General features: G+C 71.0%; 15 protein-coding genes and 1 pseudogene. 4 read left to right on the forward strand and 12 right to left on the reverse strand.

The genetic code is table 11. The annotated features are described in order from the left end of the window. Positions 1-80 precede the first annotated feature (80 nt). Entirely contained in the window at positions 81-2501 is a 2421-nt protein-coding gene (locus GQF42_RS36315) for a non-reducing end alpha-L-arabinofuranosidase family hydrolase (protein WP_233273603.1), read from the reverse strand. 47 nt (positions 2502-2548) lie between these two features. Here GQF42_RS36315 and GQF42_RS47035 point away from each other — a divergent pair, with 47 nt between their 5' ends. Next, the gene (locus GQF42_RS47035) at positions 2549-2872 is read left to right on the forward strand and encodes a hypothetical protein (RefSeq protein WP_407699515.1); all 324 of its coding nucleotides are present in this window, start codon (positions 2549-2551) and stop codon (positions 2870-2872) included. On the opposite strand, the gene GQF42_RS36325 is transcribed toward GQF42_RS47035, so the two are convergent. The 4 genes from GQF42_RS36325 to GQF42_RS36340 all read right to left on the reverse strand — a co-directional run bounded on the left by GQF42_RS36325 (position 2763) and on the right by GQF42_RS36340 (position 5769). After that, positions 2763-3548: a superantigen-like protein SSL4 gene (locus GQF42_RS36325; protein ID WP_158927017.1), complete on the reverse strand. Its 786-nt coding sequence runs from the start codon at positions 3546-3548 to the stop codon at positions 2763-2765. The genes GQF42_RS47035 and GQF42_RS36325 overlap by 110 nt on opposite strands. Continuing rightward, complete coding sequence (locus tag GQF42_RS36330; protein WP_158927019.1) at positions 3545-4075, reverse strand: SigE family RNA polymerase sigma factor; 531 nt, start codon at positions 4073-4075, stop codon at positions 3545-3547. Before GQF42_RS36330 ends, GQF42_RS36325 begins: the two co-directional genes overlap by 4 nt. 143 nt (positions 4076-4218) lie before the next feature. Further along, the gene (locus GQF42_RS36335) at positions 4219-5121 is read right to left on the reverse strand and encodes an expansin EXLX1 family cellulose-binding protein (RefSeq protein WP_325100381.1); all 903 of its coding nucleotides are present in this window, start codon (positions 5119-5121) and stop codon (positions 4219-4221) included. Positions 5122-5310: 189 nt separating this feature from the next. Then, entirely contained in the window at positions 5311-5769 is a 459-nt protein-coding gene (locus GQF42_RS36340) for a glycoside hydrolase family 97 N-terminal domain-containing protein (RefSeq protein WP_233273604.1), read from the reverse strand. A 468-nt stretch (positions 5770-6237) separates the two neighbouring features. Here GQF42_RS36340 and GQF42_RS36345 point away from each other — a divergent pair, with 468 nt between their 5' ends. Next, positions 6238-7722, forward strand: coding sequence for an RICIN domain-containing protein (locus GQF42_RS36345; protein WP_158927023.1), 1485 nt, complete (start codon positions 6238-6240; stop codon positions 7720-7722). Positions 7723-8030: 308 nt separating this feature from the next. Then, positions 8031-8204 (forward strand): annotated as a pseudogene (locus GQF42_RS46360) (metallophosphoesterase); the annotation flags it as partial. Between the two features lie 232 nt (positions 8205-8436). Here GQF42_RS46360 and dctA read toward each other — a convergent pair. Continuing rightward, entirely contained in the window at positions 8437-9864 is a 1428-nt protein-coding gene (gene dctA, locus GQF42_RS36355) for a C4-dicarboxylate transporter DctA (RefSeq protein ID WP_158927025.1), read from the reverse strand. Then, positions 9861-10979, reverse strand: coding sequence for a PrpF domain-containing protein (locus GQF42_RS36360; RefSeq protein WP_158927027.1), 1119 nt, complete (start codon positions 10977-10979; stop codon positions 9861-9863). The genes dctA and GQF42_RS36360 overlap by 4 nt, the downstream gene beginning before the upstream one ends. Positions 10980-11125: 146 nt before the next feature. On the opposite strand from GQF42_RS36360, the gene GQF42_RS36365 reads away from it, so the two are divergent. Next, entirely contained in the window at positions 11126-12031 is a 906-nt protein-coding gene (locus GQF42_RS36365; protein WP_158927029.1) for a LysR family transcriptional regulator, read from the forward strand. A 339-nt stretch (positions 12032-12370) separates the two neighbouring features. Here the strand turns inward: GQF42_RS36365 and GQF42_RS36370 are convergent, their stop codons facing one another. Genes GQF42_RS36370 through GQF42_RS36395 form a run of 5 tightly spaced genes read right to left on the reverse strand, consistent with a single transcriptional unit; the run spans position 12371 to position 16754 of the window. Then, the gene (locus GQF42_RS36370) at positions 12371-13072 is read right to left on the reverse strand and encodes a FadR/GntR family transcriptional regulator (RefSeq protein ID WP_158927031.1); all 702 of its coding nucleotides are present in this window, start codon (positions 13070-13072) and stop codon (positions 12371-12373) included. Then, the gene (locus GQF42_RS36375; RefSeq protein WP_158927032.1) at positions 13047-14090 is read right to left on the reverse strand and encodes an aldo/keto reductase; all 1044 of its coding nucleotides are present in this window, start codon (positions 14088-14090) and stop codon (positions 13047-13049) included. Before GQF42_RS36375 ends, GQF42_RS36370 begins: the two co-directional genes overlap by 26 nt. A gap of 59 nt (positions 14091-14149) precedes the next feature. Then, positions 14150-15370: a sugar kinase gene (locus GQF42_RS36385; protein ID WP_233273605.1), complete on the reverse strand. Its 1221-nt coding sequence runs from the start codon at positions 15368-15370 to the stop codon at positions 14150-14152. Continuing rightward, the gene (locus GQF42_RS36390) at positions 15367-16008 is read right to left on the reverse strand and encodes a bifunctional 4-hydroxy-2-oxoglutarate aldolase/2-dehydro-3-deoxy-phosphogluconate aldolase (protein WP_158927034.1); all 642 of its coding nucleotides are present in this window, start codon (positions 16006-16008) and stop codon (positions 15367-15369) included. Before GQF42_RS36390 ends, GQF42_RS36385 begins: the two co-directional genes overlap by 4 nt. After that, positions 15993-16754, reverse strand: a complete 762-nt coding sequence (locus GQF42_RS36395) for an SDR family NAD(P)-dependent oxidoreductase (protein ID WP_158927036.1) — start codon at positions 16752-16754, stop codon at positions 15993-15995. Before GQF42_RS36395 ends, GQF42_RS36390 begins: the two co-directional genes overlap by 16 nt. Position 16755 lies beyond the last annotated feature (1 nt).

Genomic DNA, 16755 nt, shown 5'->3' on the forward strand with positions numbered 1-16755 from the left:
GTGGAGGTGCTCACGTCGTAGACCGCTCGTCTACGTGCCGGTGCACCGCACCCGATCGCGATCACCGTTGATCAGGCGGGTCAGCGCTGCAGGGTGAGGACACCCGGCCGCCACGGCAGTCGGTCGTAGGGGCCGGTCGCGGTGGGGGACTTGCCCTGGTAGAGGAACTGCAGGTTGCAGGGGTCGATGGTCATGGTCTGGTCGGGGTTGTTGCGGACCAGGTCGCCGTGGCTGATGTCGTTGGTCCAGGTGGCACCGCTGTTGGCCTTGCCCGCGAAGGGGTTGCTCTCGCTGGCGGCCTGCGGGGTCCATGAACCGCTTGGGCTGGAGGCCGTGAAGGAGCGGAAGTAGCGCTGCTCATTCGCACCCCGAGCCTCAACGATCATGAGGTACTGGTTCTGCCCCTTGACCTTGTAGACCTGCGGCGCCTCGAACAGGTTCTTCTCGGTGTCGCTCATGACTGTCGTGTACGACGAGCCGAAGCTGCCCGGGAAGTTCCCGATCGGCATGCTCGCCCGGTAGATCTTGCCGTTGTCGCCGGCGAAGAACAGGTACATGTTCTGGTCGTCGGCGATCAGGGTCTGGTCGATCGGGGCGGCGCCGGGGATGCTGCCGGTGAACAGCGGCTGCGGCGCGGACCAGCCGCCCGGGTTGGTGGGGTCGCTGGACGTGCGGTAGACGAAGGGCGACGCGCCCCACTGGGACGCCAGCACCCAGATCTTCTTGGGCGCGAAGTAGAACAGCGTGGGCGCCACCGCGGACTGGCTCGTCCCGGTCTGGCCGGCCGACGCCATGTCCGACCAGTTCGTGAAGGGCTTGAACATCATCGAGCCGTACGACGATCCCGACACGTTCGACGCGTAGACCAGGTGCTTGCCGTTGTACACCACGTCGGTGAAGTCCTTCACCGCGTCCCACCCGTTCGCCGGCTGCGCCAGCGCACCCGTCGACGTCCACCGGTACGTCGACGGAAGAGCACACGTGCCGCCCGCCGGCGCGGGCGTCGAAGTCCTGAGGTTCCAGTGCTGGTGGGCGCCGCCGCCCGAGTCCCAGATCTGGACGGGAGTGCCGTTGGCGGTCCGACCGCCGGGGATCTCCAGCGCCCGGCCGCTGGCGACGTTGGTCAGTGTGTAGGACCCGTCACTGTTCCGGTCGGCCCGCCAGTGCTGGTTGGCGCCGCCGCCCGAGTCCCAGACCTGCATCCTCGTCCCGTTGCCCGTCTGGTTGCCCGGTTCGTCCAGTACCCGGCCGCTGGCGACGTTGGTCAGCGTGTAGGAGCCGTCGCTGTTCCGGCCGGCCCGCCACTGCTGATTGGAGGCACCACTGGCGTCCCACACCTGGAGCGGGGTGCCGTTGCCGTTGTATCCCGCAGGCTCGTCGAGAACGCGTCCGGCGGCCACGTCGGAGAGCGTGTAGACGGTGCCGGAGGTGATGCCCCCGCCCGGCGTGCCGCTGCTGCCGCCCAGGGCGGTGAGTACCGCGCTGTAGCCGGGCTTCTTGTTGCCGCCCGCGTCGAACAGCAGCGGGTTCTCACCGGTGCGCCAGGAGTCGCTGTCGCGGATGCCCCACACGGTGATGCCGGTGCAGCGGGCGACGTTCATGCACGCCTGCACGGTGTTGGCGTAGGCGGTCGGTGAGGCCTGGGCGATGTCGAGTTCGGTGATCTGGACGTCCACGCCGAGCGCGGCGAACTTGGACAGGGTGGTCCGGTAGCCGGCCGGCGGGCCGCCCGCGCCGAAGTGGCTCTGGAAGCCGACGCAGTCAATGGGTACACCGCGGGACTTGAAGTCCTTGACCATGTTGTAGACGCCCTGCGTCTTGGCGTCGGACCAGTTCTCGATGTTGTAGTCGTTGTAGCAGAGCTTGGCCGAGGGGTCGGCGGCCCGCGCGGTGCGGAACGCCTCCTCGATGAAGCCGTTGCCCAGCACGTCCTGGAAGACCGAGCTGCGGTGCTGACCGCTGCCGCCGTCGGCGAAGGCCTCGTTGACCACGTCCCAGGCGTAGATCTTGCCCTTGAAGTGGCTCATCTCGGTGGTGATGTGGTTCTTCATCACGCTGCGCAGCGTGTTCGCGTCTCTGATGCCGCTGACCCAGCCGGGTAGCTGCGAGTGCCACACCAGGGTGTGGCCGCGCACCCGCTGACCGTGCGCGGAGGCGTGGCCGACGATCGAGTCGGCCGGGCCGAAGTTGAAGGTGCCGCGGGACGGTTCGGTGGTGTCCCACTTCATCTCGTTCTCCGGGGTGATCGTGCTGAACTCCCGGTCGAGAATCGTGGAGTACGTCGGGTCGCCGAGCTTCCCGGCTGCCACGGCCGTGCCGAAGTAGCGGCCACTGCCGGCCGCTGCACCGGCCAGGGTCGGCGTGCGGGCATTCGGGGTGTGTGCGGCCTGGGCGACCAGGGGTACGGCAGCACCAGCGGCGGCGAGGACCACGGCGGCGGCGAGCACGCGGCCGGTAGCCGGACGGCGGCGACGAGAGCGGTTCTGATCTGACAAGGGCATGCCCTTCTGGAACAACGGGCCTTGATCCGGCCCTGGTTACCCGCCAGTTGCCGCCCACGCACACAAAGGTTGCCGCGACCGAGGGAATTTCCACGGCCGCCGTCACCGTCCCCACGCAGTTCCACGGCGACCTGCTGGCCACCTACGCCGACGGGACCAACGCCGGCCCGGCCGACTGGACCCCGTACCAGCAGTTCGGGTACTTGTTCTCCCATCGAGCTGTGCGCCAAGGGGACTCGTCCTCTTGCCGCACAGCGGCGTTCACCGGGTCGGGACGAACCCTCCCCGGACCGACGCGGAGCCGCCCGAACCCTGCGCGTCGACGCGGTAGCCGTCGCCCAGGGCACTGCGCACGCCGGTGCCGTTGTTGAACTGGGCGGCAAACTCATGGCTCCCGGCCGGCACGGTCAGGCCCGGCTTGAGGACCCAGCGGTAGACCAGCGCGCGGCCGGCCTCCTGGGCGGTGACGGTGAAGTCAGCACTCGGCAGGGTCTGCCAGGTGCCGGTGATCTTCACCCCGCCGGTCTGCACGATCCGCATCTCGACCGTGAACGAGGTGAGCGGCCGGGTCGTCTTGAGGACGAGGTTGCTCTGCGTCCAGTAGACGGTGCTGTGCGGGTCCACCGAGCCGGCCGACCACAGCGGCCCGTTCTGACTCTCGCCGGCGGTCGGCGATGGACTGGTGGCCGACGGAGTCGGGCGCGCGCTGCCCGAGGTGGTGGCCGGGTCCGGCGCGACGGGGGTGGGGCGGCCCGGTGTCGGGTGCGGGGAGCTGACGGTCGGGGACGGGGTGGCAGGAGTGGTCACGGTGGCCGACGGCGACGAGTGCGCGACGATGGCGGCGACGGCGAGGCCGCCGGTCGCCAGGATGCCGGTGGCGGCGAGCCCGGCGAGCGCGACCCTGGTACCGGACCTCGCGAACGGCCTGGCGCGGTGACGGACGGCGGGGCCGACCGTGCCGCGTTGCACCCGGGCCAGCATCCTCGCACGGTCGGGCCGGTGGGCTTCGGCGGCCTCGCGCAGCCGACGGGCGATCTCCTCGTTCACCGGTTCCTCCTCCCTGCCACCAGGTCCCCGACCGCTCGCGCGCCCAGTATCCTTTCCAGCTCGGCCATTCCCTTCGAGGTCTGGCTCTTCACCGTACCGACCGATATGCCCAGCGCTGCCGCCGTGTCCTTCTCCGACAGGTCGAAGGCGTGTCGCAGCACCACACAGGCGCGCTTGCGGAACGGCAGCCGGGCGAGCGCCGCGCGGACGTCCAGCACGGCCGCCATGTCCGGCCCCTCCACCTTCTCGGGGCTGCGGGACCAGAACAGCGTGATCCGGAGTCGCTCGCGCACCGCGCTGCGGATCCGTCCGCGCGCCAGGTTGGCCACCACACCGCGGGCGTAGGCGAGCGGGTGGTCGGCCTGCCGCAACCGGTCCCAGCGCTGCCACAGGGCGACCAGGGCATCCGCCGCAAGGTCGTCCGCCGCGTCGGTCTCGCCGGTCAACAGGTGTGCTAGACGGGCGAGTTCGGCATAGTGGCGTTCGAAGAATTCGTGGAACTCCGCGGACGCGTCATCGAGGACCATCCCCCGGTCGCCCTCTCCTGGCAATGACGTGCGCATTGGTTGCGCGTTTAACAATAGGGGCGGCAGCCTAACAGTGCCCAGCCCGGGATCCGAACGGCGGTCGTGCTCGGTTGCGGGCCGGTGAAGGACGACCGGCGGGCTGGTCAGTGCCGGGCGAACTGGACGCCGGTCGGCTGCGAGACGTCCGGCCGCACGGCGATGCCGTCGACGGTCAGCCGCTCCCCGTAGACGTCGGTGATCCTGAGCGCCCCGCCACAGCCGGTGCCATCGGCGGACAGAAAGTAGTTGTAGTCGGTGCGGGGCAGCCGCCGCCAGCCGTCGGCGGTCCGCACCTCCAGCGCGGCCACCGGGTTCCGGTGGCCGGTCACCTGGATCCCGCACCACCACTTGGTGGACCCGGCCTTGTACCGGACGGCGATCGTGCCCGGCAGGTCCGGGCTCAGCAGCGACCAGGTGATCGGTAGCCGGCCCACCGACGGGTCGGCGAGCTTGGCGAACGCCTGCCGACTGAGGTCGAGTTGCCCCGGCGCGCAGGGCGACGGGCATTCGTTGACGATCCGTACCGTGATGGCGGCTCCGCCGGCCGCGCGGACCAGCACGTAGGCCCCGCACGCCTTGGCCGACTCGTAGTCGGTGACGTTCATCGCCGCGACCATCAGGTCGTCGGACGCCCCGTACAGGCAGGAGCCGCTGCCGTCACCAGCCGCATAGGCGGTGGCGACTCCCCGGTAGCTGACGGCCGGTCTGATCCGTCCGGCCGGGGCCGCCGCGCTGGCGCTCGCGGGCGCGGTACTGGTGGCGGAGGCCGTCGGAGTGACCGCAGGCGACGGCGTGGCCGAGGCCGAGTCCGGGACCGTGGGACTGGCCGAGGCCGTCGGCTGCACCGTCGCACCCGCACCGCCGCCCGCCACCGACCCGGCACCGGACGGGGCGGCCGCTCGTGCGCCTGCTGCGGACGCGTCGGCTGCCCTTCCGGCACTGGTTCCGCTCCCGGTGAGGACGGTCAGGGCCAGGCACGCCAGCACACCGACGACTAGCAGCCCCAAGGGAATAACCGTGACCGGTCCGCGCCTGCGCCACGGTTGCGGCGCGGCGTGCTTCGTTGCCCTCATGCCCGTCCATCCGGTAGTTCGACTCGGCCTTCCGGCTCCCAGTTGCCGCAGGAGACGAGAAGGTTGCCGCCCCGACGCAGGCACTGAGCCCGCTGCTGTAGGTCGCGGTGAGGGGGAGGTCGGTCAGGGGTCCGGTGTCCGTGGAGGAGGTTCCGGTGGCGGGATGGAGCCGGGCGCGACCGGGTTGTAGTCGTCCTCGTCCCGTGCGCTGTAGACGAGTGTGCCGTCCGGGAAGGTGAACGTCGTCAGTTCGCCGGTGATGGCGGCGGTGCCCGGGTCCAGCAGGACGTAACGGAATGCGAAGCCGGTCGCGTAAGCCCGTATCTGCACACCGAAGTTGATGGAGGTGCGGTTGTCCCGGAGGTTCCAGCGCATCTCCTGGTAGGCGCCCAGGACGGTCGCGTTGCGGCCGTACACCGGGTTCCACGTGCGGTCGACGTGCCAGCGCTGGTAGTTCGTCAGAACGGCGTCGGCGCCGAGGGTGGTTGCGTCGCTCAGCCGCAGGCCCATGGCCGAACCGGCCACGACTGTCGCGCCCTTGCGCCGGGCCGACCACTGGAGCGAGCCGCCCGCCAGCGACATGGTGATGCTGGTGGCGCCGTCGGCCGATGTCGCGGTGACGGGCGTCCGAGGCCTCGGCCGGATATGTGCTGCCGATGCCCGGCGCGGCCGTTGCGGCGGCGACACCGCGCCCTTGAGCACCGCGCGGCGCGAGGGTTCCTGAGGCCCTGACACGTTCACAGCCGGTCCACCTCGCTTGGATACGGTTTCCAACAAACTCAACCAGCAAGTAACAGATTCTGACTGTGTCGTGAAGTCTCTACGCCCGTCCCGAACCAGAGGTCAACCCCTCGCATCCGTCCTTCCGCATGTCCGAAATCCTGGACAGTTCAGGCGACTTGCGGCCCCGACGAGTCCGGCTGGGTGTGCGGCGAGCCGGTCAAGCTTAAACAAATTCGAACGCCGTCCTTGACGCCGCAAACATGCCACGACTCTCATGGGTCTCCGCCGACACCAAGGGACCGTCAACCTCGACAGAGAGGGACGCACATGTTCAAGGGAGTTGCCCGGACGCCCGCCGGCCGATGGCGGCGCAGAGCCGCCGCGTTACTGACCCTGCTGGGAGGCCTTGCGGCGCTCCTGCTTCCGGCGACCGAGGCGCACGCGGCCTCGGTGTCGTTCACCACGGGCGCCGCACGCACCGACCAGAACGGGAACGCGCTTCAGCTGCACGGCCTCGGCATCATCAAGGTGGGCAGCACCTGGTACGGCTTCGGGGAGGACAAGACCGGCGAGACGTCGTCGGACACGTCGTTCCAGGACATCCCCTGCTACACCTCGACCGACCTGGCCAACTGGACCTACCGGGGCGTCGCCCTGGCCAGGCAGAGCAGCGGCGACCTGGGGCCGGGCCGCGTCGTGGAGCGACCCAAGGTCATCTACAACGCCTCGACCAGCACCTACGTGATGTACATGCACATCGACAGCACCAACTACTCCGAGGCCAAGGTCGGTGTGGCGACCAGTAGCACCCCCTGCGGCCCGTACACCTACCGGGGAAGCTTCCGGCCGCTGGGCAACCTCAGCCGTGACCTCGGCCTGTTCCAGGACACCGATGGCACCGCCTATCTGCTGAGCGAGGACCGCAACAACGGCCTGCGCATCGACAAGCTGTCCGCCGACTACCTGTCCGTGGACAGCGCTGTGGCGGTGCTCGGCAGCAGCGGCAGCGTCGAGGCGCCCGCCATGGTCAAGGCCAACGGCACCTACTACGTATTCGGCTCGCACCTGACGGGCTGGGGCCTCAACGACAACATCTACGCCACCGCCACGTCACTGGGCGGCCCCTGGTCGTCGTTCCGTGACCTGGCCGCACCCGGCACCCACACCTACGGCAGCCAGACGGCGAACGTCATCACCGTCCAGGGCTCCTCCGGCACCACCTACATCTACGCCGGCGACCGCTGGAACACCTCCGACCTCGGCGCGTCGACACTGATCTGGCTGCCCCTGACCATCAGGGGAACGTCGGTGAACCTCGGCCAGTACCCCATCTGGTCACTCGACACCGCAGCGGGAACCTGGACGGCCGACAGCGGGATCCCCGCTGAGGGCGTCCACACCCTGAAGGATGTCAACAGCTCCATGCTGATGGACGTGTCGAGCGGTTCCACGGCGAAGGGCGCCGAGATCATCCAGTGGCCGTCCACCGGCGGTACCAACCAGCAGTGGACGCTCACGCGGGTGGGGGACAACATCTTCACGCTCAAGAGCGTGAAGAGCGGCCTTTGCCTGGACGTGCCGAACCAGTCGACCGCCACCGGCCTGCAACTGCAGCAGTGGGCCTGCAACGGCGGGACCAACCAGGAATGGTTCCTCGACCTCGTCGGCAGCTACACCGGCAGCACCTACATGCTCGCCGGCGTCGGCAGCGACCTGGACATCGGTGTCACGACCGCCTCGACCACCGGCGGAGCGGCCGTGGACCAGGAACCGGGCACCGGCGCCTCCAGCCAGCAGTGGAGTCTTTCCTGACAGGTGCGCCAGGGCCACTGACGCGGACAACGACCATGTCGGCCACGTGTTCCTGACCCCGCAACGCCTCCACCCGGCCGAGGAACTCGTCATCCGGCACACGGGGGCCAGGTCGTCACCGTCGAGCAGCACCTGTGCTACTTCGCCGCCGTCCACCGGCTGCCCGCGTGGACCGAGGCCGCGAACTCGTCAGCCTCCTCGGCCACGAGCGCTACGCACCGCCGTGGGCGGCCGTGCTGTACGCCGCGGTGGCGGGGCGGGTGGTCGCCGAGGTGCTCACCGGGCCTCCCGTGGCCCGGTTGTGCGCTGACGTCACGGCCGAGTCCTCCGGCCCGGCAGGCCACCGCACCCACCTCACCGGAGCCCCGCACCGACCTGCCTGCCCCGTCCTGCTCCTGGCACACCAGCCAGGATTCCGGGGCCCGCCGTTCCGCGTCCTCGCCCCCAGCGAGATCACCCTGCTCGTGCTCCGCTCCCCACACCCGGCCCACCTCGCCGTAGACGGGCGCGCCAACACACCGCTTGGGGCAGGACGCATCCGTTGCCGGGTCTCCGGCTCGGAGGCGTTCGCCGGACCTGATCACCGGTTGGACGACCGGGCGTACCAGAGGGCCGGACGTTTCCGATCATCCAGGACGGCGAGTACGACGTCCGGTTGTCGCGTGGGCGGCCCGGCCCGGAGCGTCTGTTCCGGGCCGGCCCGCCCACGCGATATCAGCTTGCGGCGGGGACCGGGTCGCGAGTCGGTTCGGGCATCGCCTCGGGCATCGCCTCGGGTGCGGGCGTGTCCTTGGGATCGGGCTCGGCCGGCACCGCAGAAGGAGCGGGGGCAGGGGCGTAGGGGATCTCTCCGCGCAGGACGGCCTTGGCGCGGTCCTCGTCCAACTCGCCCTCCCAGCGGGCGACGGCCAGGGTGGCGACGCCGTTGCCGACCAGGCTGGTCAGGGCGCGAGCTTCGGACATGAACCGGTCGACGCCGAAGATCAGCGCGAGGGCGGCGGGCGGGACGTGAGGGACGGCGCTGAGTGTGGCGGCCAGGGCGACGAAGCCGGAGCCGGTGACGCCTGCGGCGCCCTTGGAGGTGAGCAACATGACAGCGAGCATGGCCAGTTGCTGGGTGAGGCTGAGGTGGATGCCGAGGGCCTGGGCGAGGAAGACCGAGCCCATGGTCAGGTAGATGGCGGTGCCGTCGAGGTTGAAGGAGTACCCGGCGGGCAGCGTGATGCCGACGACCGGTTTCGAGGCGCCGGCGTGCTGGAGCTTGGCCATCATGCGCGGCAGGACGGGCTCGGTGGAGGAGGTGCCCAGGACGATCAGCAGTTCTTCCTTGATATAGCGCAGGAAGGCCAGCAGTCGCAGTCCGTTCAGGCGCATCACGGTCCCGAGGACGACCAGGACGAAGAAGACGGCGGTCAGCCAGAACGAGCCGACCAGCAGGGCCAGGTGGCGCAGGGTGCCCAGGCCGTAGTGGCCGATGGTGAAGGCCATCGAGCCGAACGCGCCGATGGGGGCGAGCCGCATGATCCAGCGGATGAGCGTGAACAGGACCGTAGAGAACTTCTCGACGCCCCGGGCGATGCCCAGGCCGGCCTCTCCGCTGGCGTGCAGGCCGAAGCCGAACAGCACCGACACCAGCAGCACGGGCAGGATCTCGTTGCCGGTCAGGGCGCTGACCAGGGTGGCCGGGATGGTGGCGAGAAGGAAGGCGGCGAAGCCCTCGTGGGCCGTGGTCGCCTCCGGCGGCAGGCCCTTGGTGGACAGGGTCGAGAGGTCGATGTGCAGACCGCTGCCCGGCTGGACGACGTTGACGACGACCAGGCCGATCACCATGGCCACGGTGGTCAGCACCTCGAAGTAGACCAGAGCCTTCAGGCTCACGCGGCCGACCGCGCGGGCGTTGCCCATGGAGGCGATGCCGTGGACGACCGTGCAGAAGACGATCGGCGCGATGAACATCTTCACCAGCGCGATGAAGCCGTCGCCGAGCGGCTTGAGGTCAGCGCCGGCGGACGGCCACAGCCCGCCCACGGCGGCGCCGAGGAGGACGGCGATCAGGCACTGGACGTAGAGGTGGGACAGCATCCGGCGGATGCGGCCCGGTGGTGGGGTGACGGTACCCGGGGCGGCGTCGTTGCGGCTCATGCGGGGCGTCCTTCCAGGACGGGAACGAGGAGTTCGGCTCGGGCGATACGCCGGGCGGCGCGGTGCAGCAGCAGCGTGGGGGACGCGCTGTCCGGTGCGGGGACGGCTCGGGTGGTGACCACGCCGGCGGGGGTGCCCAGGCGCAGCGTGCCGTCGGCGGTCTGCCGGGCGACGCGGTGGGCGAGGGTGCCAGGGGTGGCGGCGGCCGTGGCCAGGGCCACGGCGGAGGTCAGGCCGATCGCCGGGTGCGGGGCGTGCATGGAGACCATGCGCACGGCCAGGTCGTACTCGTCCTGGTCGACGAGCATGCCCTGGGTGGTGTGATAGGGGGCGGGTCGGGCGACGATGCCCACCTTCGGCACCGCGTGGCTGACCGGATCGCCCTCGCGGGCCAGGCCCATGGCCAGCGCTGCCTGGCGGCGCAGCAGCGTCAGCGCGGGCACTGCGGTGGCAAACGCGGTGAGGGATTCCGTGCCGTCGAGGCCGAACGCCTTGGCCTCGAACAGCGCGGCCGGAGCGCCGGCGTCCACCAGGGATGCCTCGACAAGGCCGTCCGGGCCGGTCAGCTCGTCCAGCGTCCGGCCGGTCGGCAGAGCGCGGCCGGTCGTCGAGCCCGCCGGGTCCTGAAACCCGAGCAGGACCGGCACGCCCCGTGCCGAGGTACCCGGGACCACGGCCGTGCCCTCCTCCGGGGCCACGCCCGCGGGTGTGGGGATCGTGCCGGTGAGACGGGCCCCGGTGTTGACGTTGAGCATGCGGACGGTGGTGGTGTCCGACGTGATCGGCGCGAGATCGTGGTGGACGGCGTACAGGGCCACGGCGGTGGCGCAGTTGCCGCAGTTGCTTGCCCATTCCACGTGCTCGTCGCCGATACCGACCTGCGCGAAGGCGTACTCGACATCCACGCCGGCCTGGGTCGACGCCTGTACGACGGCGGCCTTGGAAGTGGTGGAGGAGGCGCCGCCCACGCCGTCGATCTGGCGGGGGTCGGCGGCATTGAAGGCGGCGAGCAGGAGGGCATCGACGTCCACGCCCGTGGCGGCCACGTCGCGGTGGTCGAAGATCCAGCACTTGCTGGTTCCTCCGCGGATCATCTCGCCCTGCAGACGCAGCACAACTGACTCCTCACAGCCAGGGAAGGGGAAATCCACCGACGGTCTCGCCGCGCGTGGTGTCCTCCACGGTGGGTTACGGCAGCGTGAAGTACAATCTCGGAAATCTGCATGGCTATTAAGGTGAAGTGAACGCTGGAGGTGGCGGCATGCTCGACGTCCGGCGCATCCTGCTGTTCACGGAGGTCGCCCGGCGCGGCTCGGTGACCGCGACAGCCCGCGCCCTCAACTACACCCCGTCAGCGGTATCGCAGCAGATCAGCCGCCTGGAAACGGAGGCAGGACAGCCCCTGCTGGAACGCCACGCCCGGGGCGTCACCCTCACCGACGCCGGACGGGCGCTGGCAGAACGAGGGCAACGGATCGAACGCGAGCTGCAGGCCGCGGAAAACGAACTCGCCGACCACGCCGGTCTGCGGGCGGGCACCCTGCGCATCGGCACCTTCCCCACCGTCGGTGCCTCGCTCCTCCCGCAGGCCGTGATCGCCTTCCGCGACGCCCACCCCGATGTACGGCTGACCGTCCGCAGCGCCCGCATCGCCGGACTCTGGACCATGCTGGAGAACCGGGAGATCGAAATGTCGCTGATGTGGGACTACGACTGGAGCCGAATCGACCGGGAGGACATCGTCGTCACCCCCCTCCTCGACGACCCGCCGGCCCTTCTCGTCAGCGACCACCATCCGCTCGCCGGCCGCGACGCCGCCTCACTCGCCGACTTCGCAGACGATCCCTGGATCACCCGCGCCGACCGTCACCCGGTGGCCGAAGCCCTCGTCCGCGGCTGCCGCGCCGTCGGCTTCGAGCCCCACATCGCCTACGAGGCCCACGACTACCAGGAAGCCCAGGCCATGGTCGCCGCCGGTATCGGCGTCGCCCTCGCCCCCACCCTTGCCCTGGAAGGCATCCGGCCCGGCGTCGACGTCCTGCCCCTCCAGCCGCCGGCCCCCGTCCGCCGCATCCTCCTGGTGCGCATGGCCGACCACTCGCTCACCCCCGCCGCCCTGACCTTCGCCGGACTCCTCCGCGACGCCGCTGCGGCCCGAACCCTCTGACACCGAACCACGCCCACCGGTCATGGAACCGTCGCGCTCACCGCCGACAATCCAAGCCCCGCACTTAGGCGTTGGACCTGAGCAACGGGCGGCGGCAAGCAACCTGGCAGGGGCGCGCCCGGTCAGCGGATTCGGGGCAGTGGACACTGGGACGAGTCCCCCGACGTGTGGGGGCACCGCCACAGAGAGGGGAGATCGAGGGCCCTCGCAGCGCGGCCGGGTGCCGGCGTGGAATCGCGGGCTGCCAAGCTGCGGAGGACGTGGATCCGATCATCCGGCAGCCAGAGCAGCGCCTGATGAGGCGCTGCAGACGAGGAGTCCGCCTGCGCGGGCGCGGCGTCATCCTGCAGGCGCGGTGCTCCTCAGATGTTCCCGCAGCCACTGCTCGGTGTGGCTCACGTGCATCAGTGCGGCGGCCTGGCTGAGGGTGGCGTCACGGGTGGAGAGCGCCTCGAAGATCGCCTCGTGTTCCGCGAGGGTCCTGCCCGCGGCCTGGTCGTCGACCAGGCCGCGCCAGATGCGGGCGCGCAGGGTGCGGCCCGAGATGCCCTCCAGCAGGGTGAGCAGCGTTTCGTTGCCCGTGGCCGAGACCACCGCGCGGTGGAACGCCGCGTCGTGCGCGTTCAGCTGTTCGACGTCGTCACGCGCGGCTCGCATGGCGTCCAGGTGCTGCTTCACCTCTGCCAGCTGGTCGTCGCAGATCCGGGTGGCGGCGAGTGCAGTGGCCACCGGTTCGAGGAGCCGGCGCACCTCCATCAGGTCCAGCAGCGCCGCCGAGTCGCTCTGCAGCAGCTCGACCGCGCCGCCCAGGCCCTCGAGCAGCAGGCTCGGCTCCAGGCTGGTCACATAGGTGCCGTCGCCCCGGCGGACTTCGAGCACGCGGGCGACCGCAAGCGCTTTGACCGCCTCGCGAGCCAGGTTGCGGGACAGGCCCAGCTGGGCCGCCAGCTCCGGCTCCGGCGGCAGCTTCGAGCCCGGTGGCAGCGCCCCGGTGCGGATGAGTTCACGGATCCGCTCAATGGCCTTGTCCGTCAGAGACAACGCGCACCCCTTTCTCCGGAGTGTTCTCCGCGCTGTTCCGCGTGGGTACGTCGGGCCTGATCAGGCCCTGGGCGCGAAGATCGTCCCAGAGAGCTTCCGGCACGCGCCGACGGTGGAGTTCCACGTTGTGCCTGACCTGCTCCTGATTCCTCATTCCCAGGGTGACGTTGATGATACTGGGATGGCTGAACGGGAAAGCGATCGCGGCGGCGGGCAGGGTCGTGCCGTGATGTTCGCAGACATGGGCGATGGCCAGGGCACGGGCGACGAACTCGGGCGGAGCGTCCTTGTAGTCGTACTTCATGCCCGGCACGGGACGGTCCCGGGAGAGCAGGCCCGAGTTGAACACGCCGACGGCGACCACGCTCTTGCCGTGCTCCCGAGCGGCGGGCAGCACGTCGTCCAGCGCCGACTGGTCGAGGAGCGTGTAGCGTCCGGCCAGCATCACCACGTCGGCCGCGGTCTCGCCCAGGAAGCGGGCGAGCATGGCCGACTGGTTCATGCCGGCGCCGATCGCGCCGATCACCCCCTGGTCGCGCAGGTCCGCGAGGGTGGGCAGAGCCTCCTCGGCGGCCTGCCGCCAGTGTTCGTCGGGGTCGTGCACGTAGACGATGTCGAGACGGTCGAGACCCGTACGCTCCAGGGTGGCATCGATGGAGCGGAGCACGCCGTCCCGGCTGAAGTCCCACTGGCGGCGCAGGTCGTCCCGGACGACGAAGCCCTCGCTGTCGACGCCCCGCGGCTGCTCGTTGGGCACGAGCAGCCGGCCCACCTTGGAGGAGACGACGTACTGCTCGCGGGGGCGGTCGCGCAGGGCGGCCCCCAGCCGCTGCTCGGACAGGCCGAGCCCGTAGTGCGGCGCGGTGTCGAAGTACCGGATGCCGCTGTCCCAGGCCGCCTTGATCGCGGCCGCCGCGTCCTGGACCGGTGTGACCCGGTAGAGGTTGCCGATGACGGACGCACCGAAGCCCAGTTCGGTGACGTCGACGGCGGTGTTCGTGATCTTCCGGGTTCGCAAGACGTGCTCCTCGGGTCAGACGGGTGGGACGGCTTCCTGTGGGCGGGACAAGGCGCCGTTCAGCGCCTGACGGCTGCCGAGCCGCCCGCCACGAGCGCCTCGACCTCGGCGAGCGAGGCCATGGAGACGTCGCCGGGCGTCGTCATGGAGAGTGCGCCGTGAGCCGTGCCGTAGGCGAGGGCGCGCTCCAGGAGGGCGGTGGTGAGCGGCGCACCGGTCGGCTCGGCACCCGTGAGCGGCTCGGAGGCGGGGCGCCCGAGCGGTGCGTGCTGCGACCCGGCCCGGCCGAGGGGGCGGTGCCGCGGCGCCTTGGCGCTCCACCGTCCGTCAGCCGGCCCGGAACCGGCCGTGGACTCGTCCTCAGGCCCGGGGGCCGACGTCAGCAGCCCGTAGACGAGTCCGGCCGCGAAGGCGTCGCCGGAGCCGATGCGGTCCAGGACGTGCAGGCCGGGCATGTCGGGGCCCGCGACGAAGCCGGTCGCCGGTGACCAGGCCGCCGAGGACCAGTCGTTCACGCCTGCCGAGGGCACGCCGCGGAGCGTGGTGGCCAGTACCTTGGCCTCGGGCAGCAGGTCGGCGACCTCGGCGAGCGCCTCCGGCACCTCGTCCGCGCGGACGCGCACCGCTCCGGGGCAGGGTCCGGCCAGGCCGAGGGCGCCCACCACCACGTCGGCGTGCCGGGCGAGCCGCAGGTCCACCTCGCGGGCCCGTTCGGCACCGCCGCGGTCGGCCCAGAGGCTCGGGCGGTAGTTGGGGTCGTAGGAAACGGTGACGCCGTGCCGGCGTGCCGCGGCCATCGCCTCGTCCGCCACGTCCACCGTGGTGTCCGACAGGCCGGCGAAGATGCCGCCCGTATGGAACCAGCGCGGGCCCGCGGCGAACAGCGCGTGCCAGTCGACGTCCCCCTTGCGCAGCTGGGACACGGCCGTGTTGGCGCGGTCGCCGACACCCAGCGCGCCCCGGATGCCGAAGCCCCGCTCCACGAAGTTCAGCCCGTTGCGGGCGGTGCGGCCGATGCCGTCGCCGGGCACCCAGCGGATCAGTGAGGTGTCGACTCCGCCCTGGAGGATCAGGTCCTCGGCCAGCCGCCCCACCGCGTTGTCGACCAGGGCGGTCATGACGGCCGTGCGCAGGCCGAAGCAGCGGCGCAGTCCGCGTACGACGTTGTACTCGCCGCCGCCCTCCCAGACGTGGAAGGTGCGGGCGGTGCAGACGCGGCCCTCGCCGGGGTCGAAGCGGAGCATCACCTCGCCGAGGGCGATGACCTCGGGGGCGCTCATCCCCTGCTCCTCTCGACGGCCTCGGCGGTCAGCCGCCGGATCCCGTCGTAGTCGCCGCGCTCCACGTGGCCGGTGGTCGCCATCCAGCTGCCGCCGACGGCGAGGACCGCCGGGTGGGCAAGGTAGCCGGGCAGGTGAGCGGGGCCGATGCCTCCGGTCGGCAGGAAGCGTGCCCGGGGAAACGGAGCCGCGAGTGCCTTGAGCATGCCCATGCCGCCGAGCGGCTCGGCGGGGAACAGTTTGACCGTGTCGAGACCGGCGCGCAGGACGCGCATCACTTCCGTGGCGGTGGCGACACCCGGTACGACGGGTACGTCGAGCTCGCGGCACGTGGCGACGACCTCGGCGTCGTAACCGGGGGAGACCACGAAGCGGGCCCCGGCCACCACGGCCCGCTCCGCCTGCTCGGACGTGAGCACGGTGCCCGCGCCGACCGCCAGCCCACCGTGCGCCGCCATCGCCTTCACCACCTGCTCGGCGTCCGGGGTACGGAAGGTGACCTCGGCGCACCGGGCGCCGCCCGCCGTGAGCGCGTCGGCGAGCGGGCCCGCGGTTGCGACGGACGGAACGGTGAGCACCGGCAGGATCCGGGCGCCGGACAGCACGGAGACGACAGACGCGGTCACCGGCCCAGCCATCCGCCGTCGACGGGCAGGACGGTGCCGTGGACGTAGGCGGCGGCGTCCGAGGCCAGGAACACGGTGGCGCCCGCGAGGTCGTCGGAGGCCCCCCAGCGTCCGGCGGGGATGCGGTCCAGGATCGCCTTGCTGCGCACCGCATCGTCCCGCAGTGCCTGGGTGTTGTCGGTGGCGATGTAGCCGGGCGCGATGGCGTTGACGTTCACGCCGTGCGGGGCCCATTCGTTGGCCAGTGCCTTGGTCAGTCCGGCGATGCCGTGCTTGGCGGCGGTGTAGCCGGGGACGGTGATGCCGCCCTGGAAGCTGAGCAGCGAGGCCGTGAAGACGACCTTGCCCTGGCCGCGGGCCACCATCGCCGCGCCGACCGCCCGGGTGAGCGCGAACTGGGCGTTGAGGTTGACCTGGAGCACCAGCTCCCAGTCGGCGTCCGTGTGTTCGGCCGCAGGGGTCCGGCGGATCGTGCCCGCGTTGTTGACCAGGATGTCCACCGGCCGCTCGCGCCCGGCGAGGTCCGCGCCCAGGGCCCGTACGGCGTCGGGGTCGGCGAAGTCGGTGCGGATCGCCTCGAAGGTGCGGCCCGCGGCGACGACGTCCTTCTCCACCGCGCTGCCGGACTCCTCCAGCGAGGCGCTGACGCCGATGACGTCCGCGCCGGCCTCGGCGAGCGCGTGGGCCATGGCCCGGCCGATGCCCCGCCGGGCGCCGGTGACGACGGCGAGCCTGCCGGTCAGATCGAAAAGAGGCATC

Source organism: Streptomyces broussonetiae, from assembly GCF_009796285.1.
GTDB classification, from domain to species: Bacteria; Actinomycetota; Actinomycetes; order Streptomycetales; family Streptomycetaceae; genus Streptomyces; species Streptomyces broussonetiae.